A 14,859-nucleotide genomic window follows, 5' to 3' on the forward strand; every position below is an offset into this window, starting at 1 on the left:
TGTCAGGGGTGGCGGTCGGGCGACGGGCGGGCCCGTCAGGCCGGTACAACTCCCCGGGGCTCCGGGGCGCACCGCGCCCCGAGGGATTCGTGCATCGGCATCTCGGTGAGGCCCGGGTAGTAGACGTGCAGGCTGACCGCCGGCTCCAGCGAAGCGTTGACGACCTCGTGGACGTACCCCGGCGCGAACACCCGCTGCGCGCCGGCCGTGAGCGTCCGCGTGCCCCGCTCCGTACGTTCCGTCAACTCGCCCCGCAGCACGGTCAGTACGCCGGACGAAGGGCCGTGGTCGTGCGATCCGCTGCCCTGGCCGGGCACCCAGGAGAGCAGCCAGACCTCGTAGCCGGGACCGGTGCGCAGCCGGTGGTACCAGCGGGTGGTGGCGTCGTACTCGACGTACGGGGCCCACTGCGCGCGGTCGGCGGCGATGGAGCGGGCGAGCCCGGCGAACTCGGCCACGGTGGCGGGGTGCTCGCGGGCGGGCTGGAGGAGGTGCTGGACCTCGAGGATGTCGCCGGCGATCTGAAGGTCGCTGTCGCTGTTCATGGGTGCGGTGGTTCCTCGGCAGAAGCAGAAGTGTGCAGTGCGGGGTGTCGCGAGAAAGCGGGGGTGACGCGAGAAAACGGGGGTAACGGGGTGACGCGAGAGAGGTGACGCGTGAGATGAAGCAGGCTGGAGCGCTACGGCATCAACAGCTGGGACAGCAACAGCAACAGCGCGCCTGGACAGCGCGGCGGAACCCACGGGCGTGGGTCGCGGAGGGCGCTGAGGTCGCTGGCATGGCAACAAAGGTGACGGGCGGACGTCCCGACTGTCAACCCAATGCCCGTTTTGGGGGTAATGTTTCACCTCATCCGGTTACTGCGTCCGGAGAAAGGTTTGTGCAGCCGAAGGGCGGGACACATGGCGCAGCAACCGTGCCCGTAAACGCGGTGGGGGTCTCGTGATCAGACTGTGATCCGGATCGCTTCCGTGGCTGGATCGCAACAAGATCCACGTCTCGGGCGTCCTCCTTCACGAAGAGGCGCGGTGCGGCCAGGCCGGTGGCAAGTGTCAGGTTTTTGGTGATTTGAACACTTTCCGCATAGCCTTGGTTCCGCAGAGTGAATACCGGGCCCAATAGCAGATTCCGGCTTGACTCGCACAGAGCACAAACTTGTAATTTCACTCGTGTCGTTCGGCCGGAAATCGGTGGCGGCTACATCACGGGGACGCGAAGACAGACGAGGGGCGCACATGACCGAGTTGTTCCAGGAACTGCTGGTCGAGGACGCGGACGAGGAACTCGGCTGGCAGGAGCGCGCGCTGTGCGCCCAGACCGATCCCGAGTCCTTCTTCCCCGAGAAGGGCGGCTCGACCCGCGAGGCCAAGAAGGTCTGCCTCGCCTGTGAGGTCCGCTCCGAATGCCTCGAATACGCCCTGCAGAACGATGAACGTTTCGGTATCTGGGGCGGTCTGTCCGAACGTGAACGACGCCGTCTGAAGAAGGCCGCCGTCTGACCGGCGGTCGCCGCCGACCGCGCCAGCCAAAGCACGCACACCCGTACACAACGAACGGTCCGCCGCCTGTGCTCTGTCCACAGGCGGCGGACCGTCTGCGTTGACAGCCGTTAGTGTGGGGCCCCGTCCGAGACGCACTCACGCCCCCCGCGGGCGACCCCGGCCGGAGGGCCCGTACCTCGATGTCCTCAACTCCCGAGTTTCCGCGACACGTCGTCACCGCCGTGCTCGTCACCCACGACGGCGCCCGCTGGCTGCCGGACGCCCTCGCCGGGCTGCTCGCCCAGGAACGCCCCGTACAGAACGTCGTCGCCGCCGACACCGGCAGCGCCGACGACTCCGCACAACTGGTCGCCGACGCGATCGGCGCCGACCGCGTGCTCCACCTCGCCCGCCGTACCGGCTTCGGAGCCGCCGTCGAGGAGGCCGCCCGCACCGCCCCCGTGCTCGGACCCGAGGAACTCCCCTATCTGAAGCGGCCCAGCGGCTGGGACCCCGTCAGCCGCACTTGGCGCGACGACGCCTACGACCTGCCCGAACTCCCGCACGGCGAGCCCGTGCAGTGGCTCTGGCTGCTCCACGACGACTGCGCCCCCGAACCCGACGCGCTCGCCGAGCTCCTGCGCGTCGCCGACTCCGACGCGTACGCCGCCATCGTCGGCCCCAAGCTCCGCGGCTGGTACGACCGCAAGCAGCTGCTGGAAGCCGGCGTCTCCATCGCCCGCAGCGGCCGCCGCTGGACCGGCCTCGACCGCCGCGAACAGGACCAGGGCCAGCACGACCAGGTCCGCTCCGTCCTGTCCGTGTCCAGCGCCGGCATGCTCGTCCGCCGCGACGTCTTCGAGGAGCTCGGCGGCTTCGACCGGCGCCTGCCCCTGATGCGCGACGACGTCGACCTGTGCTGGCGCGCCCACTCCGCCGGCCACCGCGTCCTCGTCGCCCCCGACGCCGTCCTGCGGCACGCCGAGGCCTCCGCCCGCGAACGCCGCACCGTCGACTGCGCCGGCCGGTCCGTGACCAACCCGCACCGCGTCGACAAGGCCGGCGCCGTCTACACCCTCCTCGCCAACGCCCGCGGCGCGGTCTTGCCCTACGTCCTGGTCCGGCTGATCCTCGGCACCCTGCTGCGCACCCTCGCCTACCTCGTCGGCAAGGTCCCCGGCCAGGCCGTCGACGAGGTCATGGGCCTCTTCGGCACCCTGCTGCGCCCCGAGAAGATCCTCGCCGCCCGCAAGCGCCGCAAGAACCCCGCCGTCGCCGCGAGTGAACTGCGCCCGCTCTTCCCGCCGCCCGGCGCCACCGTCCGCGCCACCGTCGAACAGGTCGTCGCGAACTTCGGCGGCTCCGACGCCGACTCCGGCGGCTCCCGGCACGGCGCCGTCGAATCCGGGCCCGGCGGCGACGACGCCGACTTCATGGAGATCGAGCAGTTCGCCCGGCTGAAGAAGATCGCCCGCAAACCGGGACCGCTCCTCTTCGCCCTTCTCCTGCTCGTCTCCGTGGTCGCCTGCCGCGGCCTGTTCGGCGGTGGCGCGCTCGCCGGCGGAGCCCTGCTGCCCGCCCCGGACTCGGTCTCCGAGCTCTGGGGCCGGTACGCCGACGCCTGGCACGCCCTCGGCACCGGCGGCACCCAGACCGCACCGCCCTACCTCGCCGTCCTCGCCGGACTCTCCGCGCTCTTCCTCGGCTCCACCTCCTTCGCGCTGACCCTGCTGCTCGTCTGCTCGGTCCCGCTGGCCGGTTTCACCGCCTACTTCGCGGCCCGCCCGATCGTCGAGTCCAGGCTGCTGCGCGCGTGGGGCTCCATCGCGTACGCCTTCCTGCCCGCCGCCACCGGAGCGCTCGCCACCGGCCGCCTGGGCACCGCCGTCCTCGCGATCCTGCTGCCGCTCATCGCGCGCGCCGCCGTCGCCGCCGCCGGACTCCACCGGCCGGACCGGGGCAGCTGGCGCGCCACCTGGGCCTACACCTTCCTGCTGACCTTCGCGATGGCGTTCACCCCGATCGTCTGGCCGCTCGCGGTCGTCCTCGGCATCGGCGTGCTCGTCCTGCGCCGCCGCGACATCACCGCGTACGGACTGCGCTTCCTCGCCACCGTCGGCACCCCCCTCCTCGTCCTGGCCCCCTGGTCGCTCTCCCTGCTGACCAGCCCCGCCGCCTTCCTGCGCGAAGCCGGGCTCGACATCCGTACGGGAACGGCCTCCGCCCTCGACCTGCTCGGGACCAGCCCCGGCGGCCCGGGGACCGTCGGCGGTCTCCTGCTGATCGGCGTCGTGCTGGCCGCCCTGGCCGCGCTGCTGCGCGAGGAGCGTCAGTTCGCCGTCCGTACGGCCTGGGCCGCCGCCCTCGCCGGCCTGCTGTTCGCCGCGCTGTCCAACGGCGCGGGCGGCACGGGCTGGGCCGGACCCGCCACCCTCGTCTACGGCGCCGCCCTGCTCGCGGCCGGCATGGTCGGGGCCGAGGGCGGCCGCACCCGCGTCGCCGCGCACGGCTTCGGCTGGCGCCAGCCCGTCGCGGCCCTCATCGCGCTCGCCGCCGCCCTCGGACCGGTCGCGGCCGCGGTCACGTGGATGATCGCCGGCGCCGACGGCCCGCTGACCCGGCGCGATCCGGTCCAGGTGCCCGCGTTCGTCGCCGAGGAGAGCGGCACCCGCGACCAGCCCCGCACCCTCATCCTCGGTGGCACGTCACCCGGCGAGGTCGCGTACACCCTGGTCCGCGGCTCCGGCGGCCGCCTCGGCGACGCCGAACTCGCCGCGGCCGCCGACGGCGACCCCCTGCTCGACAAGGTCGTCGCCCACCTCGTGGCGGGCTCCGGCGCCGACCAGACCGCGGAGCTCAGCGGATTCGCCATCCGCTACGTCCTCGTACGGGACGGGGCGCCGCGCCAGATGAGCCGCGTCCTCGACGCCACCCCGGGCCTCAGCCGGCTCAGCCAGCTCGACGGCAGCGCGCTGTGGCGCGTCGACCGCGAGGTCGCCCGCGCGACGATCGTCCCCGCGGCCAAGGCCGACGGCGGAGGCACGGACGCGACCCGGCCGGTCACCGTCGCCGCCGGACCCGTCGAGGCGCACACCGACATCCCGTCGGGCCCCGCCGGCCGCGTCCTGCGCATCGCCGACCGCGCCGACGACGGCTGGACCGCCACGCTCGACGGCAAGGCACTCGAGAAGACCACCGTCGACGGCTGGGCCCAGGGCTTCGCACTGCCCGCCGAGGGCGGCCGCCTCGACCTCACGTACGACGAGCCGCTCACCCACACCGCGTGGATCTGGACCCAGGCCGGCCTCGCCGTGGTCCTGCTCGTCCTCGCCCTGCCCGGGCGGCGCCGCGAGATCGACGACGACCTGCCCGAGGAGGAGGTCGCCGTCCCCGCCCAGGCCATGGAGGGCGACGGCCGCCGGGCCCGCCGGCTCCGCGCCGCCGCCGAGGCGGAGGCCGCGGCCGACCAGGCCCCGGAGGCCGAGCCGCAGCCCGAGCCGGCCCCGGTACCCGACCAGCAGACGCACGCGGCGGAGGACTGGCCGCAGCAGCAGGAACAGCAGCAGGAGCAGTACGCCCAGCAGGGTTACTACCCGCAGTACACGGAGTACGCGGCCGACCCGTACCAGCAGTACCCGCAGCAGCAGTACGACCAGCAGCCCCAGCCGTACGACCCGCAGCAGTACGACCCGTACCAGCAGCAGGGCTACGACCAGCAGCAGCCGCAGCAGCAGCCGTACGAGCAGCAGCAGTACGACCCGTACACCTACGGGTACGACACCGAGCAGCAGCGTCCCGACGGGAGCAGCAACCAGTGAAGCGCACCACCCTCTCCCTGATCGCGGTCGCCACGGCCCTCGCCGCCATCACCGGCTTCGCCGCCCTCACCGCACCCGACGGCACCGTCCCGGTCCACCCCATCGCCAAGCTGCCGGTGCCCGTGGAGCGCTCCAGCCTGCTGTGCCCGGCCCCGAGCACGTCCGAGGTGGCCGAGACGGTCTACACGTCGTACACCCCCACGGCGAAGGCCGGCACCAGGACGGAGCCGGGCAAGGCCGCGCCGGGGAAGGCCGAGCTGAAGCCCGCCCAGGCCGCCGCCACGCCCGTGGACGACAAGCCGAAGAAGGCCGCGACCGCCAAGGCGCCGGCCACCGTCGCCCAGCCCGGAAAGCCCGTCACCGCCGAGGCGAACGGCGGCACCGCCCCCGCGCTGACCGGCTCGGCGACCGGCGCGCTCGCCCCCGGATGGACCGTCCAGCAGACCACCGTCGTCCCGGCCGGCGGCGCCCGCGGACTCCTCGGCGTCTCCTGCACCGCCCCCGACACGGACTTCTGGTTCCCGGCCGCCTCCACGGCCAAGGACCGCCAGGACTACGTCCACCTCACCAACCCCGACGACACCGCCGCCGTAGCCGACATCGAGCTGTACGGCCCCGAGGGCGCGCTCCCGTCGCAACTGACCGAGGGCATCCCGGTCCCGGCGCACTCCAGCGTCCCCGTCCTGCTCTCCACGCTCACCGGCGAGGCGGCGAAGGCCGACGTGACCGTCCATGTGACGACCCGCAGCGGCCGCGTCGGCGCCGTCATCCGCTCCGCCGACGACAAGCTCGGCAGCGACTGGCTCCCCGCCTCGGCCGACCCGGGCGCCCGGGCCGTCCTGCCCGGCATCCCGAAGGACGCCACCTCGGTGCGCCTGGTCGCGTACGCGCCGGGGCAGGACGACGCCGACCTGAAGATCCAGCTGGTCGGCCAGAGCGGCACGATCGTGCCCGCGAGCGCGCAGTCCCTCCACGTGAAGTCGGGCATGACCGCGGCCGTCGATCTCCCGGACCTCACCCGCGGCGAGGCCGGCTCCCTGCTGCTCACCCCCACGGACCCCAAGAAGGCCACGCCCGTGGTCGCCGCCCTGCGGGTCGTCCGCGGCAAGGGCGACGACCAGGAGGTCGCCTTCATCCCGGCGACCTCGGCGATCACCTCCCGCGCCACCGTCGCCGACAACCGCCCGGCGGGTTCGACGCTCTCCCTGACCGCCCCCGGCGAGACCGCCGAGGTCAGGGTCACCGCTTCCGCGGGCTCGGAGGGCGGCACGTCGGTGTCCAAGACCTTCACGGTCAAGGGCGGTACGACGACGGCCGTGACCCCGCCGGTGCCGGACGGCCTGAAGGGCTCCTACGCGCTGACCGTGGAACGCCTCTCGGGCGGACCGGTCCACGCGGCGCGCACGCTGGCCCTCCCGGAGGACGGCATCCCGATGTTCACCGTGCAGACCCTGTCCGACGACCGGGGCACGGTCGAGGTCCCGACGGCGAAGCAGAACCTCTCCGTCCTGGACGACTGACGAGGACGACGACTGGCGAGGACGACGACTGACGAGGGCGGAGAGCGAGAGCGACCGACCGGGACGGCCGCCGGTCAGTCCTGCCCGTACCGGGGATCGACCGACTCGGGGGAGAGGCCCAGCAGCTCCGCCACCTGCTCCACCACGACCTCGTGGACGAGCAGCGCCCGCTCGTCGCGGCTCTTGGAGCGGATCTCCACAGGCCGCCGGTAGACGACGACCCGGGCGGGACCGCTCTTCTCCGCCGGCATCGAACCCCCCAGCGGAACGGCCTCGCCCGGCACCGACGGCGGCACGTCGAGCACCATGAACTCGACGTCCGCCAGCTGCGGCCAGCGCCGCTCCAGCCGCTCCACGGAGTCCAGGACGAGATCGCGGAACGTGTCGGCCCGGCTCGCCGACAGCGGGACCTGCGGCGGGGCGACCGGCCCCCGCATCCCGCGCCCGTGACGGTCGCGGCGACGCGTCCGTGGCTCCGCCGGAACCCGGCTCGACTCCGCCGGGCCGGACCCCGTACGGCTCGGATCCATCGGGTTCGATCCCGTCCGGTCCGAAGCAGTCGGGTCGGACTCGGTGGGACGGGACGAGGGGCGCGGCGGCACAGGACTGTCCATCACTGACGCAGCGTAACTCTCCTCGGTGTTCCACGACCGTGGCGCACACGGGCCGGGTCCGTATCGGGCCGAGCCGCCCTGTCGTTTGTTGAGCATTCCGGCCAAGCGACGGCTCGATTCGGTACGCCGTGTGGATCGGCCATCTGGCCGTGGTTGACCGGATTCCTGCAGACCGCTGTCCGGATCGCCCATCGTCCCCGTGCCCCGTAGGCTCCTCCCGCGCAGGTCACAAGGGCGGTCCCGGAAGGGCGCGTGGCCGACGTCACACCGCGACACGGTGGAGTGACCTGGTGGAGAGTCGTCGCGGCCCGCTCAAGAGTGCGGTACCGTCCAACGTCGTGAGCCCTGTACGTCGCTGTTCGCGCACCGCGTGCGGCCGCCCTGCCGTCGCGACACTGACGTACGTCTATGCCGACTCGACTGCGGTCCTCGGCCCGCTCGCCACCTACGCCGAGCCCCACTGCTACGACCTGTGCGCCGAACACAGCGAGCGCCTCACCGCCCCGCGCGGCTGGGACGTCGTGCGGCTCACCGACGGCTCCGCGCCGTCCCGCCCCAGTGGCGACGACCTCGAAGCCCTCGCCAACGCGGTACGGGAGGCGGCCCGCCCCCAGGAGCGCGCCGCCGAGGCCGGCGGCAAGGGCGGCGGCCGTGGCGGGAACCCGATGGAGGTCGGACGCCGCGGACATCTGCGGGTCCTGCGCTCCCCGGACTCCTGAGCCGCGCACGGCACCCGAGCGCACCCCCCGGGCACCGGCGGAAACCGGACCCACCGACCCCTCGGTCTGCGGCGCCCCACCCCACCCCGGGTAGTTTGGGCGTTCCGTACACGCGCCGCATACGCGTGCAGAGACTTCAGGAGGGTTGTTCCGTGGCTGCTGATCTGTCGCAGATCGTGAAGGCGTACGACGTCCGCGGGGTGGTGCCGGATCAGTGGGACGAGGGTCTCGCCGAGCTCTTCGGCGCCGCGTTCGTACGGGTCACGGGCGCGGACGCGATCGTCGTCGGCCATGACATGCGCCCCTCGTCGCCGGGCCTGTCCGGCGCCTTCTCGCGCGGCGCCGCCCGCCTCGGCGCCGACGTCACGCTGATCGGGCTCTGCTCGACGGACCAGCTGTACTTCGCCTCCGGGCAGCTGAACCTGCCGGGCGCGATGTTCACCGCCTCGCACAACCCGGCCCAGTACAACGGCATCAAGATGTGCCGCGCCGGCGCCGCCCCGGTCGGCCAGGACACCGGCCTCGCCGAGATCCGCACCCTGGTCGAGCAGTGGTCGGAGCAGGGCGCGCCCGAGGCCGCCGCCGCCCCCGGCACGGTCACCGAGCGGGAGACCCTCGACGACTACGCCACGTACCTCAGGTCGCTCGTCGACCTCACCGCGATCCGCCCGCTGAAGGTCGTCGTGGACGCCGGCAACGGCATGGGCGGCCACACCGTCCCGACCGTCCTCGGGGGCCTCCCGCTGGACGTCGTACCGATGTACTTCGAGCTCGACGGCACCTTCCCGAACCACGAGGCCAACCCGCTCGACCCGAAGAACATCGTCGACCTCCAGGCCCGCGTCCGCGCCGAGGGCGCCGACCTCGGCCTCGCCTTCGACGGCGACGCCGACCGCTGCTTCGTCGTCGACGAGCGCGGCGAGCCGGTCTCCCCGTCCGCGATCACGGCCCTGGTCGCCGCCCGCGAACTGGCCAAGCACCCCGGCGGCACGGTGATCCACAACCTGATCACCTCCTGGTCGGTGCCCGAGGTCGTGCGCGAGAACGGCGGCACGCCGGTCCGCACCCGCGTCGGCCACTCCTTCATCAAGGAGGAGATGGCCAGGACCGGCGCGATCTTCGGCGGCGAGCACTCCGCCCACTACTACTTCAAGGACTTCTGGAACGCCGACACGGGCATGCTCGCCGCGCTCCACGTCCTGGCGGCCCTCGGCGGCCAGGAGGGCACGCTGTCGGATCTGGTCGCCGCGTACGACCGCTACGCCTCGTCCGGCGAGATCAACTCCACCGTCGCCGACCAGACCGCCCGGATGGCGGCGGTCAAGACCGCGTACGAGGGGCAGGACGGCGTCACCCTCGACGAACTGGACGGGCTGACGGTGACGGCCGACGACTGGTGGTTCAACCTCCGCGCCTCCAACACCGAGCCGCTGCTGCGCCTGAACGTCGAGGCCCGTGACGAGGCCACCGCGGCCAAGCTGCGCGACGAGGTCCTCGCCCTGGTCCGCGCGACCGGCTGACGCCGCAATCCACGGATTCCGCCGGGACGGACGGGGCGGGCCACGAGCCGCGCGCCCCGTCCCCCGGCGGTAGGCTGACCTGGCCCAAAGGCAGCACCATCATCGTTTGTTCGAAGGGACACCCCATGCCGCTCGAAGCCGGCCTCCTGGAGATCCTGGCCTGCCCGGCCTGCCACGCGCCGCTCAACGACCGGACGGCGGCCGAGACCCCCGAGCTGGTCTGCACGGGCGACGGCTGTGGCCTTGCCTACCCGGTCCGCGACGGCATCCCGGTCCTCCTGGTCGACGAGGCCCGCCGCCCGCAGTAGCGCGACCCGCAGCCGCCGACGGTGGGGTCCGAGTAAGTCCGAGTACGGGACCACCGTCAGTCGACATCCGAGTTGCACGGGTGGTGCGGGTGGGAAACCCCAGCCGGCCGCAGGCCGGGCGCACCACCACCAAGCCGCCCGCACCCGCCCCGCCCCGGAGGCCCCATGCTGGACGAGACCCTCCTCGACGCCCCGGACGCCCTCGCCGTCGCCGACCGCCGCGGCCTGCTGCGCGGCGCCGCCGAAGCGGGCGCCCGCGTCCGGACCGCCGCCCGCCACGCCGCCGAGGCCGGAATCTCCGAGCTCCGCCCCGAGGGCCGCCCCCGCGCCGTCCTCGTCGCGGGCCCCGGCACCGCCGCCGCCGGCGTCGCCGACCTGATCGGCTCCCTCGCCGGCGCCGCCGCCCCCGTCATCCGTCTCCAGCCCACCGGCGTCGCCCCCGCGGCCGGCGCCCTGCGCTGGGCCCTCCCCGGCTGGGCGGGCTCCGTGGACCTCCTCCTGGTCCCCACGACCGACGGCTCCGAGCCGGGCCTCGCCCTCCTCGCCGAGCAGGCGTACCGCCGCGGCATCACCGTCGTCGCCGTCGCCCCCCGCACCTCCCCGCTCGCCGAGGCCGTCAACGGCTCCCACGGCCTGCTCGTGCCGATGGCCACGGCCCCGTACGACACGGCCGAGGAGACCGCCGACGACCTCGCCGCCGGGCCCAGCGCCCTGTGGGCCCTGTTCACCCCGCTCCTCGTGCTGCTCGACCGGGTCGGCCTCCTCGAAGCGCCCCCGGAGACCCTGGAGAAGGTCGCCGACCGCCTCGACCGCACGGCCGAACGCTGCGGACCGGCCATCGCCACGTACAGCAACCCGGCCAAGACCCTCGCCGCCGAGCTCGCCGACTCGCTGCCGCTGATCTGGACCGAAGGCGCCGCGGCCGGCCCGGCCGGCCGCCGCTTCGCCGCCGTCCTGGCCGAGCTTGCCGGACTGCCCGCGCTCGCCGCCGACCTTCCCGAGGCCCTGCCCGCCCACGGCGTCCTGCTCGCCGGCGACTACGCCGCCGGAGCCGACCCCGACGACTTCTTCCGCGACCGGGTCGACGAGCCGCAGGCCCTGCGCGCCCGGGTCGTGCTCCTGCGCGACCGGCCCGCCGGCGGCCTCACCGCCGCCCCCGCCGCCCGCGAACTCGCCCTCAGCCACGAGACGGCCATCAGCGAACTCGAACCCGAGGAGGGCAGCGAGCTGGAGGCCCTCGCCGAACTCCTCGCCGTCACCGACTTCGCCGCCATCTACCTCTCCCTGGCTTCGGCCGGGATCAGCCCACCGCACTGACCCGACGTCGCACCCCCGGCCCGAGCCGTGAGCGCACCGGTACGCCGCCCGCACCACCCCGCCGAGTCCCGCCCCGTATCCCGCTGAGACACCCCACGGACACCACCCGCTGAGACACTCCGCCGACCCGCAGCCCGCACTGAGGAAAGCTGGAACGTTCGATGGACCGCCTCGTCAACACCGTCCGCCCCTACGCCTGGGGCTCCACGACGGCCATCCCGGAGCTGCTCGGTACCACCCCCACCGGTGAGCCCCAGGCCGAGATGTGGATGGGCGCCCACCCCGGAGCCCCCTCCCGCACCGAGCGCGGTCCGCTCAACGAGGTCATCGACGCCGACCCCGTACGGGAGCTGGGTGCGCCGACCGTCGACAAGTTCGGCCCGCACCTGCCCTTCCTCCTCAAACTGCTCGCCGCCGGCGCCCCGCTCTCCCTCCAGGTCCACCCCGACCTCGCCCAGGCCAAGGCCGGATTCGCCGCCGAAGAGGCGGCCGGCGTCCCGATCGACGCGCCCCGGCGCAACTACAAGGACGCCAACCACAAGCCCGAACTCATCTGCGCGCTCACGCCGTTCACGGGGCTGTGCGGCTTCCGCGACCCCGCCGAGGCCGCCGACACCCTCGCCGCCCTCGGCGTCGACTCCCTCAAGCCCTACGTCGACCTGCTGCACGCGCACCCCGAAGAGGCCGCGCTGCGCGAGGTCCTGACGGCGCTGCTGACCGCCGACCACGAGGAGATGGCGCACACCGTCGCCGAGGCCGCGCACGCCTCCGCCCGCCTGGGCGGCGCGCACGCCCCGTACGCCTTCCTCGCCCACCATCACCCGTCGGACCCCGGGGTCATCGCCGCCATGCTGCTCAACCCCGTCCAACTCCAGCCCGGCGAAGCCCTCTTCCTCGGCGCCGGCGTCCCGCACGCCTACCTCGACGGCCTCGGCGTCGAGATCATGGCCAACTCCGACAACGTCCTGCGCTGCGGCCTGACCCCGAAGCACGTCGACGTACCGGAGCTGCTGCGGGTCGTCCGCTTCGAGCCGACCGAGCCGGGCGTCCTGCGCCCCGAGGCGTCCGAGTCCGGCGAAGAGGTCTACGACACCCCGATCGACGAGTTCCGCCTCTCCCGTTTCGTACGGGCGGAGGGCGCGACCTCCAGCGACGTCACCGCCGCCACCCCGCAGATCCTGCTCGCCGTCGCGGGCCGGCCCACGGCGGGCGAAGTGACCCTCGCCGCCGGTGAATCCGTCTTCGTACCGGCGGGCGAAAAGACCGAACTGTCGGGTACGGGTACGGTCTTCCGCGCGACCGTCGTGGCCTGATGTAAAAATGTGCGGCCGAACAGCGGCGCCAGCAGGGCCGGAGCATCGACGAAGGGAACACGTACACCCATGAGCGCGTCAGGCGGAACCAAGGCGATCGTGGCGGCACTCGCCGCCAACCTCGCCATCGCGGTAGCCAAGTTCGTGGCGTTCCTCTTCAGTGGTTCGTCCTCGATGCTCGCCGAGAGCGTGCACTCCCTCGCCGACTCCGGCAACCAGGGCCTGCTGCTCGTCGGCGGCAAGAAGGCCAAGCGCGAGGCGACCCCGCAACACCCCTTCGGCTACGGCCGCGAACGCTACATCTACGCCTTCCTCGTCTCCATCGTGCTCTTCTCCGTCGGTGGCATGTTCGCCATCTACGAGGGCTACGAGAAGATCAAGCACCCGCACGAGATCGAGGCGTGGTACTGGCCGGTCGGCGTCCTCGTCTTCGCGATCATCGCCGAGACGTTCTCCTTCCGCACGGCCATCAAGGAGTCCAACGAGGTCCGCGGCAACCTGACCTGGCGCCAGTTCGTCAAGCGCGCCAAGGCGCCCGAGCTGCCGGTCGTCCTCCTGGAGGACCTCGGCGCGCTCGTCGGCCTGATCCTCGCCCTCGTCGGCGTCAGCCTGGCGCTCGCCACCGGTGACGGGATCTGGGACGGCATCGGCACCCTGTGCATCGGTGTCCTGCTCATCCTCATCGCGATCGTCCTCGCCGCCGAGACCAAGTCGCTCCTGCTCGGCGAGGCAGCCGGCGTCGACGAGGTGAAGAAGATCGAGGACGCGGTCGTCGACGGCGAGACCGTCAGCCGCCTCATCCACATGCGCACGCTCCACCTCGGCCCCGAGGAGCTCCTCGTCGCCGCCAAGATCGCCGTCCGGCACGGCGACACGGCCTCCCAGATCGCGGCCGCCATCAACGCGGCCGAGGAGCGCATCCGCGCCGCCGTCCCGATCGCCCGGGTCATCTACCTGGAGCCGGACATCTACGACGAGACCGCGGCCACCTCCGGCGGCAACCCGGCCAAGGCCCCGGGCGGCACGGGCCACTGACCGGCGGACACGGCCCCGGACCGAACGGTCCGGGGCCGTGCCCCGCCTCTCTCCCACCCTCCCGACCCCTTCTCGAGGCCCTGTCGCGGCCGGATCCGGCCGAATCCCGCCCCCGGGCGGACTGTGGGTCGCTGCGCCGATCGGTGTAGATTCGTGACCAGCCAGACGTCGCTGCTGATGGCGGTCGGGCGGTCCTCTCGGACCGGCCGAGGGAGAGAGGGCCTCCGACGACTGCACCGCGGGAGTACCCGGGCATTCGTATGCCCGCGGTGCCCCCGAAGCGCGGTGTCAGGCGCCTCAACCGACCCTCGAACCCGATTCACGAGGAGCAGCCCAGTCATGACGACTGTCGCCACCCAGCAGGACTTCAAGGTCGCCGACCTGTCCCTGGCCGCCTTCGGCCGCAAGGAGATCACCCTCGCCGAGCACGAGATGCCCGGTCTGATGTCGATCCGTCGCGAGTACGCCGAACAGCAGCCCCTCGCCGGCGCGCGGATCACGGGCTCCCTGCACATGACCGTGCAGACGGCGGTCCTCATCGAGACCCTGGTCGCCCTCGGCGCCGAGGTCCGCTGGGCCTCCTGCAACATCTTCTCCACCCAGGACCACGCCGCCGCGGCCATCGCCGTCGGCCCGAACGGCACCCCCGAGGCGCCCGCCGGCGTCCCGGTCTTCGCCTGGAAGGGCGAGACGCTGGAGGAGTACTGGTGGTGCACGGAGCAGGCCCTGACCTGGCCGAACACCCCCACCGGCGGCCCGAACATGATCCTGGACGACGGCGGTGACGCGACCCTCCTCGTCCACAAGGGCGTCGAGTTCGAGAAGGCCGGCTCCGCCCCGGACCCGTCCACCGCGGACAGCGAGGAGTACGCCCACATCCTCCGTCTCCTCAACCGCACCCTCGGCGAGAACCCGCAGAAGTGGACCCAGCTGGCGTCCGAGATCCGCGGTGTCACGGAGGAGACCACGACCGGTGTCCACCGCCTGTACGAGATGCAGCAGGCCGGCTCCCTCCTGTTCCCGGCGATCAATGTGAACGATGCCGTGACGAAGTCGAAGTTCGACAACAAGTACGGCTGCCGTCACTCCCTGATCGACGGCATCAACCGCGCCACCGATGTCCTCATCGGTGGAAAGACCGCCGTCGTGTGCGGTTACGGCGATGTGGGCAAGGGCTGCGCGGAGTCGCTGCGGGGTCAGGGTGCCCGTGTCAT

12 protein-coding genes are annotated in these 14,859 nt (G+C 72.9%); 10 read left to right on the plus strand and 2 right to left on the minus strand.

Features of this window, described 5'->3' with window-relative positions; translation table 11 throughout:
• Positions 1 to 35: 35 nt before the first annotated feature.
• Positions 36 to 545, minus strand: coding sequence for a cysteine dioxygenase family protein (locus tag ABZY12_RS31930; protein WP_356896522.1), 510 nt, complete (start codon positions 543 to 545; stop codon positions 36 to 38).
• A 690-nt stretch (positions 546 to 1,235) separates the two neighbouring features.
• On the opposite strand from ABZY12_RS31930, the gene ABZY12_RS31935 reads away from it, so the two are divergent.
• The 3 genes from ABZY12_RS31935 to ABZY12_RS31945 all read left to right on the plus strand — a co-directional run bounded on the left by ABZY12_RS31935 (position 1,236) and on the right by ABZY12_RS31945 (position 6,819).
• A complete protein-coding gene (locus ABZY12_RS31935) occupies positions 1,236 to 1,499 on the plus strand; it encodes a WhiB family transcriptional regulator (RefSeq protein ID WP_015033978.1) in 264 nt (87 codons plus the stop codon).
• A gap of 182 nt (positions 1,500 to 1,681) precedes the next feature.
• Positions 1,682 to 5,299 carry a glycosyltransferase family 2 protein gene (locus ABZY12_RS31940; protein ID WP_356896524.1) on the plus strand — a complete coding sequence of 1,206 codons (3,618 nt, stop codon included), beginning with the start codon at positions 1,682 to 1,684 and terminating at the stop codon, positions 5,297 to 5,299.
• Positions 5,296 to 6,819, plus strand: coding sequence for a DUF5719 family protein (locus ABZY12_RS31945; protein WP_356896526.1), 1,524 nt, complete (start codon positions 5,296 to 5,298; stop codon positions 6,817 to 6,819). The genes ABZY12_RS31940 and ABZY12_RS31945 overlap by 4 nt, the downstream gene beginning before the upstream one ends.
• A 74-nt stretch (positions 6,820 to 6,893) precedes the next feature.
• Here the strand turns inward: ABZY12_RS31945 and ABZY12_RS31950 are convergent, their stop codons facing one another.
• Positions 6,894 to 7,349: a metallopeptidase family protein gene (locus ABZY12_RS31950; RefSeq protein WP_356896543.1), complete on the minus strand. Its 456-nt coding sequence runs from the start codon at positions 7,347 to 7,349 to the stop codon at positions 6,894 to 6,896.
• Positions 7,350 to 7,723: 374 nt separating this feature from the next.
• On the opposite strand from ABZY12_RS31950, the gene ABZY12_RS31955 reads away from it, so the two are divergent.
• The 7 genes from ABZY12_RS31955 to ABZY12_RS31985 all read left to right on the plus strand — a co-directional run.
• Positions 7,724 to 8,152, plus strand: a complete 429-nt coding sequence (locus ABZY12_RS31955) for a DUF3499 domain-containing protein (RefSeq protein ID WP_356896528.1) — start codon at positions 7,724 to 7,726, stop codon at positions 8,150 to 8,152.
• A 152-nt stretch (positions 8,153 to 8,304) separates the two neighbouring features.
• The gene (locus ABZY12_RS31960) at positions 8,305 to 9,672 is read left to right on the plus strand and encodes a phosphomannomutase/phosphoglucomutase (protein WP_356896530.1); all 1,368 of its coding nucleotides are present in this window, start codon (positions 8,305 to 8,307) and stop codon (positions 9,670 to 9,672) included.
• 125 nt (positions 9,673 to 9,797) lie between these two features.
• A complete protein-coding gene (locus ABZY12_RS31965) occupies positions 9,798 to 9,980 on the plus strand; it encodes a Trm112 family protein (RefSeq protein WP_356896532.1) in 183 nt (60 codons plus the stop codon).
• Positions 9,981 to 10,145: 165 nt separating this feature from the next.
• On the plus strand, positions 10,146 to 11,297 hold the full coding sequence (locus ABZY12_RS31970; protein ID WP_356896534.1) for an SIS domain-containing protein: 1,152 nt from the start codon (positions 10,146 to 10,148) through the stop codon (positions 11,295 to 11,297).
• 161 nt (positions 11,298 to 11,458) lie between these two features.
• Positions 11,459 to 12,610 carry a mannose-6-phosphate isomerase, class I gene (manA, locus tag ABZY12_RS31975; protein WP_356896536.1) on the plus strand — a complete coding sequence of 384 codons (1,152 nt, stop codon included), beginning with the start codon at positions 11,459 to 11,461 and terminating at the stop codon, positions 12,608 to 12,610.
• A 69-nt stretch (positions 12,611 to 12,679) separates the two neighbouring features.
• Entirely contained in the window at positions 12,680 to 13,645 is a 966-nt protein-coding gene (locus ABZY12_RS31980) for a cation diffusion facilitator family transporter (RefSeq protein WP_356896538.1), read from the plus strand.
• A 339-nt stretch (positions 13,646 to 13,984) separates the two neighbouring features.
• A partial coding sequence (locus ABZY12_RS31985; RefSeq protein WP_356896539.1) for an adenosylhomocysteinase occupies positions 13,985 to 14,859 on the plus strand: 875 nt, incomplete at its 3' end.

The organism is Streptomyces sp. NPDC006551 (assembly GCF_040611675.1).
In the GTDB taxonomy this organism is placed as follows: Bacteria; Actinomycetota; Actinomycetes; order Streptomycetales; family Streptomycetaceae; genus Streptomyces.